12 protein-coding genes are annotated in these 16,191 nt (G+C 53.3%); 6 read left to right on the top strand and 6 right to left on the bottom strand.

Annotated elements, in window-relative coordinates; all coding sequences use genetic code 11:
• Window positions 1–146: 146 nt before the first annotated feature.
• The 3 genes from aceB (at window position 147) to aceK (ending at window position 4,968) form a co-directional block, all read left to right on the top strand.
• The gene (gene aceB, locus NNO02_RS19585) at window positions 147–1,748 is read left to right on the top strand and encodes a malate synthase A (protein WP_271441889.1); all 1,602 of its coding nucleotides are present in this window, start codon (window positions 147–149) and stop codon (window positions 1,746–1,748) included.
• Between the two features lie 31 nt (window positions 1,749–1,779).
• Complete coding sequence (aceA, locus tag NNO02_RS19580; protein ID WP_003826506.1) at window positions 1,780–3,084, top strand: isocitrate lyase; 1,305 nt, start codon at window positions 1,780–1,782, stop codon at window positions 3,082–3,084.
• A gap of 102 nt (window positions 3,085–3,186) precedes the next feature.
• Complete coding sequence (aceK, locus tag NNO02_RS19575) at window positions 3,187–4,968, top strand: bifunctional isocitrate dehydrogenase kinase/phosphatase (RefSeq protein WP_271455533.1); 1,782 nt, start codon at window positions 3,187–3,189, stop codon at window positions 4,966–4,968.
• An 86-nt stretch (window positions 4,969–5,054) separates the two neighbouring features.
• On the opposite strand, the gene iclR is transcribed toward aceK, so the two are convergent.
• A complete protein-coding gene (gene iclR / locus NNO02_RS19570) occupies window positions 5,055–5,879 on the bottom strand; it encodes a glyoxylate bypass operon transcriptional repressor IclR (RefSeq protein WP_137381219.1) in 825 nt (274 codons plus the stop codon).
• Window positions 5,880–6,074: 195 nt separating this feature from the next.
• Between iclR and metH the strand changes: the two genes are divergently transcribed.
• Both metH and NNO02_RS19560 read left to right on the top strand, forming a co-directional pair.
• Complete coding sequence (gene metH, locus NNO02_RS19565; protein ID WP_271449305.1) at window positions 6,075–9,758, top strand: methionine synthase; 3,684 nt, start codon at window positions 6,075–6,077, stop codon at window positions 9,756–9,758.
• A 213-nt stretch (window positions 9,759–9,971) separates the two neighbouring features.
• Window positions 9,972–11,600, top strand: a complete 1,629-nt coding sequence (locus NNO02_RS19560) for a Na/Pi cotransporter family protein (RefSeq protein WP_271441892.1) — start codon at window positions 9,972–9,974, stop codon at window positions 11,598–11,600.
• A gap of 169 nt (window positions 11,601–11,769) precedes the next feature.
• Here NNO02_RS19560 and pepE read toward each other — a convergent pair whose 3' ends face one another.
• The 5 genes from pepE to NNO02_RS19535 form a co-directional block, all read right to left on the bottom strand.
• On the bottom strand, window positions 11,770–12,459 hold the full coding sequence (gene pepE / locus NNO02_RS19555; protein ID WP_003841421.1) for a dipeptidase PepE: 690 nt from the start codon (window positions 12,457–12,459) through the stop codon (window positions 11,770–11,772).
• A 108-nt stretch (window positions 12,460–12,567) separates the two neighbouring features.
• Window positions 12,568–12,846, bottom strand: coding sequence for an addiction module antidote protein (locus tag NNO02_RS19550; RefSeq protein WP_111466256.1), 279 nt, complete (start codon window positions 12,844–12,846; stop codon window positions 12,568–12,570).
• A 392-nt stretch (window positions 12,847–13,238) separates the two neighbouring features.
• Complete coding sequence (locus tag NNO02_RS19545; protein ID WP_333908933.1) at window positions 13,239–13,934, bottom strand: alpha/beta fold hydrolase; 696 nt, start codon at window positions 13,932–13,934, stop codon at window positions 13,239–13,241.
• 42 nt (window positions 13,935–13,976) lie between these two features.
• A complete protein-coding gene (locus NNO02_RS19540) occupies window positions 13,977–14,285 on the bottom strand; it encodes an AzlD family protein (RefSeq protein WP_087050606.1) in 309 nt (102 codons plus the stop codon).
• Window positions 14,282–14,989, bottom strand: a complete 708-nt coding sequence (locus NNO02_RS19535) for an AzlC family ABC transporter permease (RefSeq protein ID WP_271455531.1) — start codon at window positions 14,987–14,989, stop codon at window positions 14,282–14,284. Before NNO02_RS19535 ends, NNO02_RS19540 begins: the two co-directional genes overlap by 4 nt.
• 124 nt (window positions 14,990–15,113) lie before the next feature.
• On the opposite strand from NNO02_RS19535, the gene NNO02_RS19530 reads away from it, so the two are divergent.
• The gene (locus NNO02_RS19530; RefSeq protein WP_073519981.1) at window positions 15,114–15,986 is read left to right on the top strand and encodes a LysR family transcriptional regulator; all 873 of its coding nucleotides are present in this window, start codon (window positions 15,114–15,116) and stop codon (window positions 15,984–15,986) included.
• Window positions 15,987–16,191 lie beyond the last annotated feature (205 nt).

The raw sequence follows: 16,191 nt of genomic DNA, 5'->3' as shown, positions 1-16,191 counted from the left end.
GGTTAATTGATAATTAAATTAAAAATGGAAATTGTTTTTGATTTTGAAATTTAAATGGGTAGTCTTAGTTGTGCTGAACGAAAACCGCACAACGATCCTTCGTTCGCATTGGGGATGTGTTTGGATCAATGACGAGGAACTACGCAATGAATCAACAGGCAACAACAACCGATGAGCTGGTCTTTACCAGGCCGCATGGCGAGCAGGAACAGCAAATTCTGACTGCAGAGGCGGTTGAGTTTCTGACTGAACTGGTGACACGATTTACGCCAAAGCGCAATAAACTTCTCGCTGCTCGTATCCAGCAGCAGCAGGATATTGATGACGGTAAGTTGCCTGATTTTATTTCGGAAACAGCTTCCATTCGTGAAGGTAACTGGAAAATTCGCGGAATTCCTGATGATTTACTGGATCGCCGTGTAGAGATCACCGGGCCCGTTGAGCGCAAGATGGTGATCAACGCACTGAATGCGAACGTCAAAGTTTTTATGGCTGACTTTGAAGATTCGCTGGCACCTGAATGGAGCAAAGTTATCGACGGGCAGATCAACCTGCGCGATGCGGTCAATGGCACCATCAGCTACACCAACGAAGCCGGTAAAATTTACCAACTTAAACCTGACCCGGCCCTGCTGGTGTGTCGTGTGCGCGGTCTGCATCTGCCGGAAAAACACGTCACCTGGCGTGGCGAATCTATCCCTGGCAGCTTGTTCGACTTTGCCCTCTATTTCTTCCACAACTACAAAACGTTGCTGGCAAAAGGTAGTGGTCCCTATTTCTATCTGCCGAAAACACAGGCCTGGCAAGAAGCAGCCTGGTGGAGCGAAGTATTCAGTTATGCAGAAGACCGCTTTAACCTGCCGCGCGGCACCATTAAAGCCACGCTGCTGATTGAAACGCTGCCGGCCGTCTTCCAGATGGATGAAATCCTGCATGCCCTGCGTGACCATATTGTGGGTCTGAACTGCGGTCGCTGGGATTACATTTTTAGCTATATCAAAACGCTGAAGAATCACCCGGATCGCGTGCTGCCTGACCGTCAGGTGGTGACGATGGATAAACCATTCCTCAGCGCCTATTCACGTCTGCTGATTAAAACCTGCCACAAACGCGGTGCCTTTGCGATGGGCGGCATGGCCGCGTTCATTCCCAGTAAAGACGCCGAGCGTAACAACCAGGTTCTGGCCAAAGTAAAAGCCGATAAATCGCTGGAGGCAAATAACGGTCATGACGGGACCTGGGTTGCACACCCTGGGCTGGCTGATACCGCGATGGCGATTTTCGATGAAGTACTGGGCGATAACAAAAACCAGCTGTTCGTGACCCGCAATGAAGATGCCCCGATTACCGCAGAACAGCTGTTGGCACCGTGTGAGGGGGAACGCACCGAAGAAGGCATGCGCGCCAATATCCGCGTTGCCGTGCAGTACATCGAAGCGTGGATCTCCGGCAACGGCTGCGTACCGATTTACGGCCTGATGGAAGATGCGGCCACTGCCGAAATCTCCCGTACTTCCATCTGGCAGTGGATCCACCACCAGAAGACGCTCAGCAACGGCAAGCCGGTTACCAAACCGCTGTTCCGTCAGATGCTGGCCGAAGAGATGCTGGTGATTCAGGACGAGCTGGGCGAGCACCGCTACAGCAGCGGGCGTTTTGATGATGCCGCGCGCCTGATGGAGCAAATCACTACCTCTGATGAACTGATCGATTTCTTGACCCTGCCAGGCTACCGCCTGCTGGCGTAATCCACCACATAACAATATGGAGCATCTGCACATGAAAACCCGTACTCAACAAATCGAAGAATTACAGAAAGAATGGACTCAACCGCGCTGGGAAGGCATCACCCGTCCATATAGCGCGGAGGAAGTGGTGAAATTACGTGGCTCGGTTAACCCGGAATGCACGCTGGCGCAGCTTGGTGCAGCGAAAATGTGGCGTTTACTGCACGGTGAGTCGAAGAAAGGGTATATCAACAGCCTCGGCGCGCTGACGGGGGGTCAGGCGCTGCAGCAGGCGAAGGCCGGTATTGAGGCAGTCTATCTTTCTGGCTGGCAGGTCGCGGCGGATGCCAACCTGGCGTCCAGCATGTACCCGGACCAGTCACTGTATCCGGCGAACTCTGTCCCGGCAGTGGTGGACAGGATCAACAACACTTTCCGTCGTGCGGATCAGATCCAGTGGTCAACCGGTATTGAGCCGAACGATCCGCGCTACGTGGATTACTTCCTGCCGATAGTGGCCGATGCGGAAGCGGGTTTTGGCGGCGTACTGAACGCGTTCGAACTGATGAAGTCGATGATTGAGGCCGGTGCAGCGGCCGTTCACTTCGAAGATCAGCTCGCATCCGTCAAAAAATGCGGTCATATGGGCGGCAAAGTGTTGGTGCCGACCCAGGAAGCCATCCAGAAACTGGTAGCCGCTCGCCTGGCAGCTGACGTGATGGGCGTACCGACACTGGTGATTGCCCGTACCGATGCCGATGCGGCAGATTTGATCACCTCTGACTGTGATCCGTACGACAGTGAATTCATCACTGGCGAACGCACCAGTGAAGGCTTCTACCGTACGCATGCGGGTATTGAGCAGGCGATCAGCCGTGGTCTGGCGTATGCGCCGTATGCGGACCTGGTATGGTGTGAAACTTCCACGCCAGATCTTGAGCTGGCTAAGCGTTTTGCCGATGCGATCCACGCTAAGTACCCTGGCAAACTGCTGGCCTATAACTGCTCGCCGTCATTTAACTGGCAGAAAAATCTGGACGATAAAACCATCGCCAGCTTCCAGCAGCAGCTGTCTGACATGGGCTATAAATACCAGTTCATTACCCTGGCGGGCATCCACAGCATGTGGTTCAACATGTTCGACCTCGCACATTCCTATGCGCAGGGCGAAGGCATGCGCCACTACGTTGAGAAAGTTCAGCAACCAGAATTTGCTGCAGCCAAAGACGGGTACACCTTCGTTTCTCACCAGCAGGAAGTGGGGACAGGCTACTTCGATAAAGTGACTACCATCATTCAGGGTGGCGCCTCTTCAGTGACCGCATTAACGGGCTCTACCGAAGAATCGCAGTTCTGATCACTGCCCGGTGGCGCTACGCTTACCGGGCCTACAAAAGAATGTAGGCCGGATAAGCGAACGCGCCATCCGGCATGACGTTGTGCCGGATGGGAGAAATCGATGTCGCGTGGCCTGGAATTACTGATTGCTCAAACCATCCTGCAAGGCTTTGACGCGCAGTATGGTCGATTTCTGGAAGTTACCTCTGGCGCGCAGCAGCGTTTTGAACATGCCGACTGGCATGCTGTTCAACAGGCGATGAAAAGTCGTATCCACCTTTACGATCATCATGTGGGTCTGGTGGTGGAACAACTGCGCTGTATTACTGAAGGTAAAAGCACCGACGCGGGTTTTTTACTTCGCGTGAAAGAGCACTATACCCGGCTATTGCCGGACTACCCTCGCTTCGAGATTGCGGAGAGCTTTTTTAACTCCGTGTATTGTCGGTTATTTGACCACCGCTCGCTGACTCCCGAGCGGTTGTTTATTTTCAGCTCTCAGCCAGAACGTCGATTTCGCACTATCCCACGCCCGTTGGCGAAGGACTTTTTCCCCGATTCTGGTTGGGAATGGCTGCTCACGCGTGTCCTCAGCGATCTCCCTTTGCGTCTGCCGTGGCAGAACAAACAGCGAGATATCCACTACATCATCGGACACCTGACGGAAACCTTTGGCGGGGAGGTGTTGTCGCGCTGCCATTTACAGGTGGCAAACGAACTGTTTTATCGCAACAAAGCTGCGTGGTTGGTAGGGAAGCTCATTACACCTTCGGGGACGTTGCCCTTTCTATTACCGATACACCGTACTGATGAAGGCGAGTTGTTTATCGATACCTGCCTGACCACGACGGCGGAAGCCAGTATCGTGTTCGGCTTCGCCCGCTCCTATTTTATGGTTTATGCGCCACTGCCCGCAGCAACGGTGGAGTGGCTGCGTGAGATACTACCCGGCAAAACCACCGCTGAACTGTACATGGCGATTGGCTGCCAGAAGCACGCGAAAACGGAAAGCTATCGTGAATATCTGCTCTATCTTGCCGGGAGCGATGAACAGTTTATTGAAGCGCCGGGCATTCGCGGCATGGTGATGCTGGTGTTTACACTGCCGGGCTTCGACCGGGTCTTTAAAGTCATCAAAGACAAATTTGCACCGCAGAAAGAGATGTCGGCTGCCCATGTTCGGGCTTGCTATCAACTGGTAAAGGAGCACGATCGTGTCGGTCGGATGGCGGATACCCAGGAGTTCGAGAACTTTGTGCTGGATAAACGGCAAATCGACCCGGCGCTGATGGCGCTGTTGTTACAGGAAGCACCGGAAAAAATTACCGACCTCGGCGATCAGATTGTGATTCGCCATCTGTATATCGAAAGGCGGATGGTACCGCTGAATATCTGGCTGGAGCAGGTTGAAGGCCAGCAACTGCGTGATGCCATTGAAGAGTATGGCAACGCGATTCGCCAACTGGCAGCGGCCAATATTTTCCCCGGCGATATGTTGTTTAAGAACTTCGGCGTAACCCGTCACGGGCGGGTGGTGTTCTACGATTACGATGAAATCTGCTACATGACGGAAGTGAATTTCCGCCACATCCCGCCACCGCGTTATCCGGAGGATGAGATGAGCGCAGAGCCGTGGTACAGCGTGTCGCCGGGTGATGTCTTCCCGGAAGAGTTTCGCCACTGGCTATGTGCCGATCCGCGTATCGGACCCTTATTTGAAGAAATGCACGCCGAGCTATTTAGCGCCGACTATTGGCGGGGTTTGCAAACGCGGATCCGTGAAGGACATGTGGAGGATGTTTACGCCTACCGGCGCAAACAGCGTTTCAGCGTGCGTTATGAAACCGATCGTAGGCCGGATAAGGCCTTTGCGCCGCCATCCGGCAATGTGCGCCGTGCCTGATGCGCTACGCTTATCAGGCCTACAAATCTGCCCTAACCCTGGACAGTAGGCCGGGTAAGGCGTAGCCGCCACCCGGCAACCCCATCTTAACGAAACCCGCCGTACGCCAGTGTAACTTCTTTTGCTGCTTTGATAGCCAGTGCGCCAAACTCGGTAACGCGGTCGTCGGTAATACGTGAGATTGGCCCTGAGATAGAGATGGCGGCGAACGGCTCGCGGTGCTCGTCATAGATGCACGATGCCACGCAGCGCAAACCCAGCGCATGTTCTTCATCATCAAACGAATAGCCACGTTTGCGTGTTTGCGCGAGATCTTCTTTCAGATGGACGGGAGAAACCAGCGTGGCGTGAGTGTAGGCGTGTAATCCTTTTCGGTGCAGCAGGCCGGTAACCTGTTCTTCGCTCAGTTGGGATAAAAACGCCTTACCCGCGCCGGAGGCATGCATCGGCAGTTTGCCACCGATGGGAGCAGACATACGCATCAGCTGTGTACACTGAACCTGGTCGATAATAATGGCCTGATGGTCGCTCTGATCCAGCACGGCCAGATTTACCGTCTCACCAGAGTCTTCCATTAGCTTGCGCAGAATCGGGTGAACAATCGCCAGCAGGTTGCGGCTTTGCAAAAAGCTGCTGCCAACAATAAACGCATGTGCGCCCACGGCCCAGTGGCCTAATTCACCCACCTGACGGACAAAACCCTGCTGCTGCATGGTCGTCAATAACCGGTGAGTGGTGGAGTTAGGCAAGCCAGCCTGTTGCGCCAGCTCGGTCAGCGCTACGCTACCGTTGGATTCTGCAATCCACTCAAGCAGTTTCAGGCCTCGGGTCAAAGATTGAACCTGCCCGGTTGCAGGCGTAGTAGTGGCAGCGGGTTTTCTACCGCGTTTCGCGGGGACAGTGGCAACCATGGCAGACTCCTTTTCTGTATCGTGGAAATCATTTTCGTTTTATTCGATTATAATGCAAGAATTCCTGCACTGATCGGATGAGTGAAGCTGAACATGTCTCATGTTGCCCGTTGTTTGCTTTTCCGTCTCTCAGGTTTGTGCCAGTATGACCTGTTGAGTTTTTTTCGGTCTGGTTGAGCGTCGTCGGGAGCGAGTGTGAGCAGCAAAGTTGAACAATTACGTCAGCAGTTAAAAGAACGTATTCTGGTATTGGACGGCGGTATGGGTACCATGATCCAGGGTTACCGTCTGAGTGAAGAAGATTTCCGCGGTGAACGCTTTGCCGACTGGCCATGCGATCTAAAAGGCAACAACGACCTGTTGGTGCTTAGCAAACCGGACGTGATCACCGCGATTCATAACGCCTACTTTGAAGCAGGCGCGGATATCATCGAAACCAACACCTTTAACTCCACGACTATCGCTATGGCGGATTACCAGATGGAATCCCTGTCGGCGGAAATCAACTTTGCCGCGGCGAAACTGGCGCGCGCCTGCGCGGATGAGTGGACGGCCCGTACACCGGAAAAACCGCGCTACGTCGCTGGCGTACTGGGCCCAACCAACCGCACGGCATCTATCTCGCCAGACGTAAATGACCCGGCTTACCGCAATATTACCTTTGATCAGCTGGTGGCCGCCTACCGCGAATCCACCAAAGCGCTGGTGGAAGGCGGCAGTGACCTGATCCTGATTGAAACTGTTTTCGATACCCTCAACGCCAAGGCGGCGATTTTTGCGGTGAAAACAGAATTTGAAGCACTGGGTATTGAACTGCCGATCATGCTCTCCGGCACGATAACCGATGCCTCCGGACGTACACTCTCCGGCCAGACTACCGAAGCGTTTTATAACTCGCTGCGCCACGCCGATGCGCTGACCTTTGGTCTGAACTGCGCATTAGGCCCGGACGAGCTGCGCCAGTATGTGCAGGAGTTGTCGCGCATTGCCGAATGCTACGTGACCGCACACCCAAACGCCGGTCTGCCAAATGCCTTTGGTGAGTATGATCTCGATGCTGACACCATGGCGGCGCAAATCCGTGAATGGGCCGAAGCGGGCTTCCTTAACGTGGTGGGCGGGTGCTGCGGTACCACACCGGAACATATCGCCGCCATGAGCCGCGCGGTTGATGGCTTACCACCGCGCCAGTTGCCGGAGATCCCGGTAGCCTGTCGTCTGTCCGGCCTTGAGCCGCTGAACATCGGTGACAACAGCCTGTTTGTGAACGTCGGCGAGCGTACCAACGTCACCGGTTCGGCGAAATTTAAGCGCCTGATTAAAGAAGAGAAGTACAGTGAAGCGCTGGACGTGGCTCGCCAGCAAGTGGAAAGCGGCGCACAGATTATCGATATCAACATGGATGAGGGGATGCTTGACGCCGAAGCGGCGATGGTGCGTTTCCTCAACCTGATCGCTGGGGAACCGGATATCGCCCGTGTACCGATTATGATCGACTCCTCGAAGTGGGACGTCATCGAAAAAGGGCTGAAGTGCATTCAGGGTAAAGGCATCGTTAACTCTATCTCGATGAAAGAAGGGGTAGAAACCTTTATTCACCACGCGAAGCTGCTGCGTCGCTATGGTGCGGCGGTAGTGGTGATGGCCTTTGATGAACAGGGGCAGGCGGATACCCGTGCACGTAAAATCGAAATTTGCCGTCGGGCGTACAACATTCTCACCGAAGAGGTGGGTTTCCCGCCGGAAGACATCATCTTCGACCCGAACATCTTTGCGGTTGCAACGGGTATCGACGAGCACAACAACTATGCTCAGGACTTTATCGGTGCGTGCGAAGATATTAAACGTGAACTGCCGCATGCACTGATCTCTGGCGGCGTCTCCAACGTGTCGTTCTCGTTCCGCGGCAACGACCCAGTACGTGAAGCCATTCACGCGGTATTCCTCTACTACGCCATACGTAACGGCATGGATATGGGGATCGTCAACGCCGGACAGCTGGCGATTTATGACGACCTGCCTGCCGAGCTGCGCGATGCGGTTGAAGACGTGATCCTTAACCGCCGTGACGATGGCACCGAACGACTGCTGGAGCTGGCTGAGAAATATCGCGGCAGTAAAACCGACGACACGGCGAACACCCAACTGGCGGAATGGCGTAGCTGGGACGTGAAAAAACGCCTCGAGTACTCGCTGGTGAAAGGCATTACTGAATTTATTGAGCTGGATACCGAAGAAGCGCGTCAGCAGGCTGCGCGTCCGATTGAAGTTATCGAAGGGCCGCTCATGGATGGCATGAACGTCGTTGGCGACCTGTTTGGTGAAGGCAAAATGTTCCTGCCACAGGTGGTGAAATCCGCCCGCGTGATGAAGCAGGCAGTGGCCTACCTTGAGCCGTACATTGAGGCCAGCAAAGAGAAAGGCTCCAGCAACGGTAAGATGGTCATCGCGACCGTGAAGGGCGACGTGCATGACATCGGCAAAAACATCGTGGGTGTGGTGCTGCAATGTAACAACTACGAAATCGTTGATCTGGGTGTGATGGTGCCGGCGGAGAAAATCCTCAGAACGGCGCGTGAAGTGAATGCCGACCTGATTGGTCTCTCGGGGCTGATTACCCCGTCGCTGGATGAAATGGTCAACGTGGCGAAAGAGATGGAGCGTCAGGGCTTTACCATTCCGCTGTTGATTGGCGGAGCGACCACCTCCAAAGCGCATACCGCGGTGAAAATCGAGCAGAACTACAGTGGCCCGACGGTGTATGTGCAAAACGCCTCGCGTACCGTTGGCGTCGTTGCCGCGTTGCTTTCCGATACCCAGCGTGACGATTTTGTTGCCCGTACGCGTAAAGAGTACGAAACCGTGCGTATCCAGCATGCGCGTAAAAAACCGCGCACCCCACCGGTAACACTGGCCGCAGCGCGTGAAAATGATCTGGCATTTGACTGGGAAAGCTATACCCCGCCGGTGGCCCATCGCCTGGGCGTACAGGAAGTTGAAGCCAGTATCGAAACGCTGCGCAATTACATCGACTGGACGCCATTCTTTATGACCTGGTCGCTGGCTGGAAAATATCCACGTATCCTGGAAGATGAAGTGGTGGGCGAAGAGGCGAAGCGCCTGTTCAAAGATGCCAACGATATGCTGGATAAACTCAGCGCTGAGAAGACGCTGAATCCGCGTGGCGTTGTTGGTCTGTTCCCGGCCAACCGTGTTGGTGATGATATCGAGATCTACCGTGATGAAACACGGACGCACGTGCTTAACGTGAGTCATCATCTGCGTCAGCAAACGGAAAAAGTGGGTTTCGCCAACTATTGCCTGTCTGACTTCGTGGCACCGAAACTGAGCGGCAAGGCGGATTATATCGGTGCTTTTGCGGTCACTGGTGGTCTGGAAGAAGACGCGCTGGCGGATGCTTTCGAAGCGCAGCATGACGACTACAACAAGATCATGGTGAAAGCGATAGCCGACCGTCTGGCTGAAGCGTTTGCGGAATATCTGCATGAGCGCGTGCGTAAAGTCTACTGGGGTTACGCGGCGAACGAAAACCTCAGCAATGAGGAGCTGATCCGTGAGAACTACCAGGGGATTCGTCCGGCACCGGGTTATCCGGCGTGTCCTGAGCACACCGAAAAAGCCACCATCTGGGAACTGCTGGATGTGGAAACGCACACCGGGATGAAGCTGACCGAGTCCTACGCCATGTGGCCAGGCGCATCGGTCTCTGGCTGGTATTTCAGTCATCCGGACAGCAAGTACTACGCCGTGGCGCAAATCCAGCGCGATCAGGTTGAAGACTATGCGTTCCGTAAAGGGATGAGCGTAGCGGAGGTTGAGCGCTGGTTAGCGCCGAATCTCGGCTACGATGCCGATTGATTCACAAAACTGTCATCTTTCTTTACAACAAACAGGGCGCTCAATGAGTGCCCTGTCTCTTTATTACGTTTAAACCCTTATACTGAAAGAAGGTTCATTGGTACTGCTTGCCGGATGGCGCATTTTTGTCGGCCTGATAAGCGTAGCGCCATCAGGCGGTACGTCATGGCGATGAACCTCAGGAACATATAAATATAAGGAGAACCTGATTCCGTGCTAACTCTGTTACACCTGCTTTCTGCTGTTTCTATGCTGGTCTGGGGTACGCATATTGTGCGTACCGGCGTGATGCGTGTCTTTGGTGCCCGTTTACGCACTGTGCTCAGCCGTAGTGTTGAAAAGAAGCCGCTCGCCTTTTGTGCGGGGATCGGTGTGACTGCTCTGGTGCAAAGCAGCAACGCTACCACTATGCTGGTGACCTCATTCGTCGCGCAGGACCTGGTGGCGCTTACCCCTGCGTTAGTCATTGTGCTGGGTGCCGATGTGGGGACCGCGCTGATGGCGCGTATCCTGACCTTCGATCTCTCCTGGCTGTCGCCCTTGCTGATTTTTATCGGCGTCATTTTCTTTCTTGGGCGCAAGCAGTCTCGTGCTGGACAGCTGGGCCGGGTAGGTATTGGTCTGGGGTTGATTTTGCTGGCGCTGGAGCTGATTGTGCAGGCGGTAACGCCGATCACTCAGGCCAATGGTGTACAGGTGATTTTCGCCTCACTCACCGGCGATATCATGCTCGATGCGCTGATCGGCGCCATGTTCGCGATTATCAGTTACTCCAGCCTGGCGGCAGTTTTGCTGACGGCAACGCTGACCGCAGCGGGCATTATCTCGTTCCCGGTGGCGCTGTGCCTGGTGATTGGTGCCAACCTCGGCTCTGGCCTGTTGGCGATGCTCAACAACAGCGCTGCGAATGCCGCTGCTCGTCGTGTGGCGCTCGGCAGCCTGCTGTTTAAGTTGGTGGGCAGCCTGATTATCCTGCCGTTTGTTCATCCGTTGGCGAATTTGATGGATGAGCTGCCGCTGCCGAAATCTGAACTGGTTATCTACTTCCACGTGTTCTACAACCTGGTGCGTTGCGTGGCGATGGTACCGTTTGCCGAACCGATGGCGCGTTTTTGTAAACGTATTATCCGCGATGAACCCGAACTGGACGCGCATCTGAAACCTAAGCATCTGGATGTCAGCGCGCTGGATACACCAACGCTCGCTCTGGCGAATGCTGCCCGCGAAGCCCTGCGTATTGGTGATGCGATGGAGCAAATGATGGAGGGGTTGAAGAAGGTGATGCATGGCGAACCGCGCGAAGAAAAAGAACTGCGCAGGATGGCCGATGACATCAACGTATTGTATACGGCCATCAAGCTCTATCTGGCACGCATGCCTAAAGATGAGCTGGCGGAAGAAGAGTCGCGTCGCTGGGCAGAAATTATCGAAATGTCGCTCAACCTCGAGCAGGCTTCCGATATCGTTGAACGTATGGGCAGCGAGATTGCCGATAAGTCGCTGGCGGCGCGGCGGGCATTTTCCGTTGAAGGGTTAAAAGAACTGGATGCGCTCTACGATCTGCTGCTCAGTAACCTGCAGCTGGCAATGTCGGTGTTCTTCTCTGGCGATGTGACCAGCGCCCGCCGCCTGCGGCGTAGCAAGCATCGCTTTCGTATTCTGAATCGTCGTTATTCGCATGCGCACGTTGACCGTCTGCATCAGCAGAACGTGCAGAGCATCGAGACCAGCTCCTTGCATCTGGCATTGCTGGGCGATATGCAGCGTCTGAATTCACTGTTTTGCTCCGTGGCTTACAGTGTGCTGGAACAGCCGGATGAAGATGACGAGCGTGAGTACTAACGAGGACAGGTGAAATGTTGCCCGGTGGCGCAGTCCGGTAGGCCGGATAAGGCGTTTACGCCGCATCCGGCAATGTGCGCTGAACTGCCTGATGGCGCTGCGCTTATCAGGCCTACAGTTGTAGCCCGGATAAGACAAAGCCACCATCCGGCATCAGACAACCCATCAACTAAAAGCAGTGACCTGCTTCAACGGCAACCGCCTCTTCACCCGCTTTAAAGATATACGTGGTGTTCGGGCCGCCGAGCACGGACTTACCGTTACTCACCTTAATCCAGTTCCCTTCCGGCAGGCCAATCACCGTCAGCTCTGGTGCTACCACCAGCAGCTCGCGAATACGCTGTTCACGCGTTTCGCCTTTGTGGCCTTCCGGCAGCGCGTTGGTGAAATGTGGGTTAATCTGCAGCGGGAACAGACCCAGGGCATCAAAGCCTTTTGGATCGACAATCGGCATGTCGTTGGTGGTGCGGATGGTCTGGCAGGCAAGGTTGGAACCCGCGCTCCAGCCGATATACAGCGCACCGCGTTTGACGACATCCACAATCGGCGCCAACAGACCGCGCTCGCGGCTTTCTTTCAGTAACTGGAAGGTATTACCCCCGCCGACAATCACCAGCTCTGCATTTTCAATAGCGGCAATCGGATCGGCAACGGTATGAATACCCGTAACGTTGACGCCCATTGGCGCAAAGATGGCTGCCGTTTTCGCCGTGTACTCATCCCAGGTTTGCGTCACGCCAGCGAACGGAATAAACACCGCCGTACGGCGACCATTCAGTTGTTCAGCAATCAGCGGCAGCGCATGTTCCATCCAGCCTTTGCCCGGCAGCGTCGAGTTACTCAATAAAAGCAGTTCCATCATTTCTCCATGTAATCAGAAAATTACCAACCGCAGTCATGTTACCACCGTCAGTATAACGCCTCACTGATATGGCTCACGATGTTGGAAGGGGGAGAGAAGCTGGGGCTATTTTTTAAGTGTCAATTCAATACCGAGCACCTTCATCACTGCCAGCGTGGTTTTTAGCGTCGGGTTACCTTTCTCACTAAAAGAGCGATAAAGCTGCTCGCGGGATAATCCCGTTTCTGCCGCTATGTTCGCCATTCCCTTCGCGCGAGCCACCACGCCCAGTGCTTTTGCTATGTATGTTGCATCGCCTGTTTCGAGGGCATCGGCCATAAACACGGCAATTTCTTCATCATCAACCAGCGCAGTCGCGGGATCGTAGTGAGTAAGTTTATTCATGGCGGAAGATCTCCTGATAATCCAGTGAACGAGCGAGCATTTCCCAACAGGTTTAACATCACCAGCTAAACCATTAGCCAAACGAAAAAGGCGTGTGGCAATGAGCGTTTTAGCTTTCCTGTCCCGTAGGTTTTGCTCCCAACGCAGGAAAACCATTGTCTGAAGAATTTCCATGATGACGTTCCATGTATTTTATAAACTACATTATGAATTGACAAGTTGAGACCAGAGAGTAAAAAAATGGGGAGTAAGGGGAAATGCTTGCTGGAGGAAACAGGAAAGTGTCTCGCAATAATACGTAGTTTTTCAGGATGCTGCGGTTGATACGAAAATCGATGATAGGGGAGAAGGGCCGCTCCGTGCCAATAGCAGACCTTACCCACTGCAGTAATTTACCCGACTGAGATCCATTCAGTAATGGTTCTCGCCAACGCCTCAGGTTGTTCGAGCGGGATCATATGACCGCAATCCTTGATGGTTCTCAACGATGCACTAGGTATGGCATCGACCAGTTCCTCCGCCTCCTGCATGGAACGGATGGCGTCATCTTCACTGGCAATAACCAGAGTGGGACAACCTATCGTTGCTGAAGGGATACCTTGTCGGGTTAAGGTTGATTGCGTAATGAAGGCTTCAAATCCGAGACAACGTCCCATTTGCTGGATAGTTGAAATCATATCCCGATCTGATGCGTTTAGGGGGTGCAGTGACCGGGCAATAGCATTGCTGCTCAGCCCCTTAAACGTTGCGGGTGACAATGACTGCACGCTTTGCCGCTTTGATTCCGCCTCTAATGGCGTATCCTCCCGTAACGAACTGGCAATCAGTACCAGGGACTCCACACGATCCGAAAAATCTGCAGCAAACTGCCGGGCAATGTACCCTCCCAGTGAAAAACCTATCAACGTAAATTTGTCAGGCAGACAGGTACTCATATGCTGCGCGATATCATGCAGGGTTAGTCCTCCGGTTACGGAAGCATGATGAACAATACAGTTTGCCGGCAGGTATGTTTCAAATTCATGCCAGAGCATTTCATTCAGCATATACCCGGGAATTAAAACGATCGTTCGTGGCATTAGGCTCATAGCACTCGCTTAAATGTATCGAAGGATTAGCTCAGGAACGGTTTAAAAATATCTGACCAAGGCTGAAACGACAATCCCAAGGGTGATAGCTATTAAAGGTCTTTTATAAACCAGCATCACGACGGCCGTGGTCAATAATGCCATCTGAGCGCCTTTGTCGCCTGTGAGGGCAACGGGGGCTAAAATCGCCACGAGAACGGAGCCTGACATCCCCTGAATAAAGGCTTTTATTCGGTGATTAAAAGGCACAAAGGACATAATCCAGACACCACCCCATCGGGTAACGAGTGTGACCAACGCCATAATAAAAATAATAATAAGAGGTCCTGTGCCTACCGTCTCAATACTCATTTTTTCTCTCTCATGATAATTCCAGTAATACCTCCGGCGAGGGCTCCAGCGATCACATGACTATTTTCTGGTAACCATTTATACGCTATCAGCGAGGCACTGGCCGCTGCGGCCCAGATAATCAACATCCTCAGGTTTCTTTCCCCTTCGAACACCATAGAAAGGAGAAAACACCCCATGACCATATCAAGACCAACGCTTTTGGGATCCTGGATAACGCTCCCAAAATACAGTCCTGCCAGGGTCCCTGCTCCCCAAAAAAGCCATAACGCAAGACCGCCACCAAAGAGTAATCCCAACCCCGCGCTTCCCCTGCTGAATGCCTGTATGGACATGGCCCAGTTAGCATCGGAAACGACCATCATGATCCCGTAGCGTTTAGCGGGTGTTAACGCGCGCAACCACGGGTATAAAGTGGCCCCCATTAACAGATGCCTGGCATTAATGGCAAAAACTGTGGCGATAAGGGTTAATACAGGAACCTGATCGGTCCAAAGCTCTAAGGTGGCGAATTGAGCATAACCGGCAAAAACCAGCAAACTCATCATTGTCGCCGACGTCGGGTCCACTCCTTTCTGCGATGCGGCCAGGCCAAAGGCGGCACCAAAAATAGCGACAAAGAGTGAAACCGGGATAAGCTGCCGAAAACCAGCCCATACAAGCGAATGATTTAGTTGAGACAAATCGGGCTGGTGATGCGTCATCCGGGACCTCATGAATTTCATAACAGTGAAAGCAAACAGGGGGCCACTATGACAGTGTTGTGGAATCGATAAAAACGCATAATAATTGATATTAATATTTGATTATCGAATGCAAGGCTCAAAGGTGCATCATCAAGACCTCCAGATGGACTGGCTTAAATGTTTTGTCGCGGTAGTGGATGCGGGATCGCTTTCGGCTGCGGCACCTGAAGTCCATCGCTCACAATCTGCGGTCAGCATGCAACTTAAAAAGCTGGAATCTGCATTAGGGTGTCAGCTTTTACTTCGCGGCCCTCGTCAACATCAACTCACGTCTGAAGGACAAAAACTGCTGGGGTATGCCAGAAGGATGCTCGACCTTCATGCTGAAACACAGGCCGCATTTCACGGTAAGGAGTTAACAGGGCGTATTCGTCTGGGAGTTCCTGATGACTATGCAGCAAAATACCTTACCCCTGCGCTGAAGAGATTTGCCCCTAACTTTGGGTCAGTCGAGATCGAACTGAGCTGCGAGCAATCAACGTCACTCATTCCTCGCGTTGAGAGCGGCGATCTCGATTTGGCCCTGGTCTCCCGGGAGCAACCCAACCAGGGCGCGTTACTGTTTTATGAACCGATGGTGTGGGTGGGTTCTCCACAGTTTGAGGTCTGGCGGCGCGATCCATTACCCATTGCGGTTTATGAAAGTACAAGCCTTGCTAAACGTAGTGCTATCAACGCACTAGCACTGCAGGGGCGGAGATATAAGGTGGTGTATAACAGCTCCAGTCTGTCGGGACAGATTACAGCTGTAGAAAGTGGCCTAGCTGTTGCCGTTCTGACCCAGTGCAGCGTGCCACCTCATCTGCAAATTCTTGGCAGTGAACATCTTTTGGGGCCTCTTGAACCCATGGAAGTCTCATTGTTCAGAAGCCATACTTCCCAGGGTTCTCCTGCAGTGGATAGTTTGTACGATTTGCTCCTCAGGACATTACGGGTCAGAAAAGTTGAAAGTTAAGACGATTTATTAGGTGCCTCAACGTCCGCTCCTCACTCACAGCGGACCTTCAGCTCAGCTTCTTAGTCCGCTTTATGCTGTGAGTTCAATGGGTCGATGCAACGCTATCCTTAATCAAGGGGGACGTTGTCATGAAACGAAGAACTCGGATTAACTACACGCCAGAGCAGAAGGCAATTATCTGGGACAGATATAAGCAAGGTGA

The sequence above is a fragment of the Citrobacter sp. Awk 2 genome (genome assembly GCF_028069815.1).
In the GTDB taxonomy this organism is placed as follows: domain Bacteria; phylum Pseudomonadota; class Gammaproteobacteria; order Enterobacterales; family Enterobacteriaceae; genus Citrobacter.
This window is presented reverse-complemented; position numbering and strand designations above follow the sequence as displayed.

Excerpts from the sequence above, each read along its gene's own strand:
- aceB (WP_271441889.1), top strand. The coding sequence starts at position 147 with ATGAATCAACAGGCAACAACAACCGATGAGCTGGTCTTTACCAGGCCG.
- aceA (WP_003826506.1), top strand. The coding sequence starts at position 1,780 with ATGAAAACCCGTACTCAACAAATCGAAGAATTACAGAAAGAATGGACT.
- aceK (WP_271455533.1), top strand. The coding sequence starts at position 3,187 with ATGTCGCGTGGCCTGGAATTACTGATTGCTCAAACCATCCTGCAAGGC.
- iclR (WP_137381219.1), bottom strand. The coding sequence starts at position 5,879 with ATGGTTGCCACTGTCCCCGCGAAACGCGGTAGAAAACCCGCTGCCACT.
- pepE (WP_003841421.1), bottom strand. The coding sequence starts at position 12,459 with ATGGAACTGCTTTTATTGAGTAACTCGACGCTGCCGGGCAAAGGCTGG.
- NNO02_RS19550 (WP_111466256.1), bottom strand. The coding sequence starts at position 12,846 with ATGAATAAACTTACTCACTACGATCCCGCGACTGCGCTGGTTGATGAT.
- NNO02_RS19545 (WP_333908933.1), bottom strand. The coding sequence starts at position 13,934 with ATGAGCCTAATGCCACGAACGATCGTTTTAATTCCCGGGTATATGCTG.
- NNO02_RS19540 (WP_087050606.1), bottom strand. The coding sequence starts at position 14,285 with ATGAGTATTGAGACGGTAGGCACAGGACCTCTTATTATTATTTTTATT.
- NNO02_RS19535 (WP_271455531.1), bottom strand. The coding sequence starts at position 14,989 with ATGACGCATCACCAGCCCGATTTGTCTCAACTAAATCATTCGCTTGTA.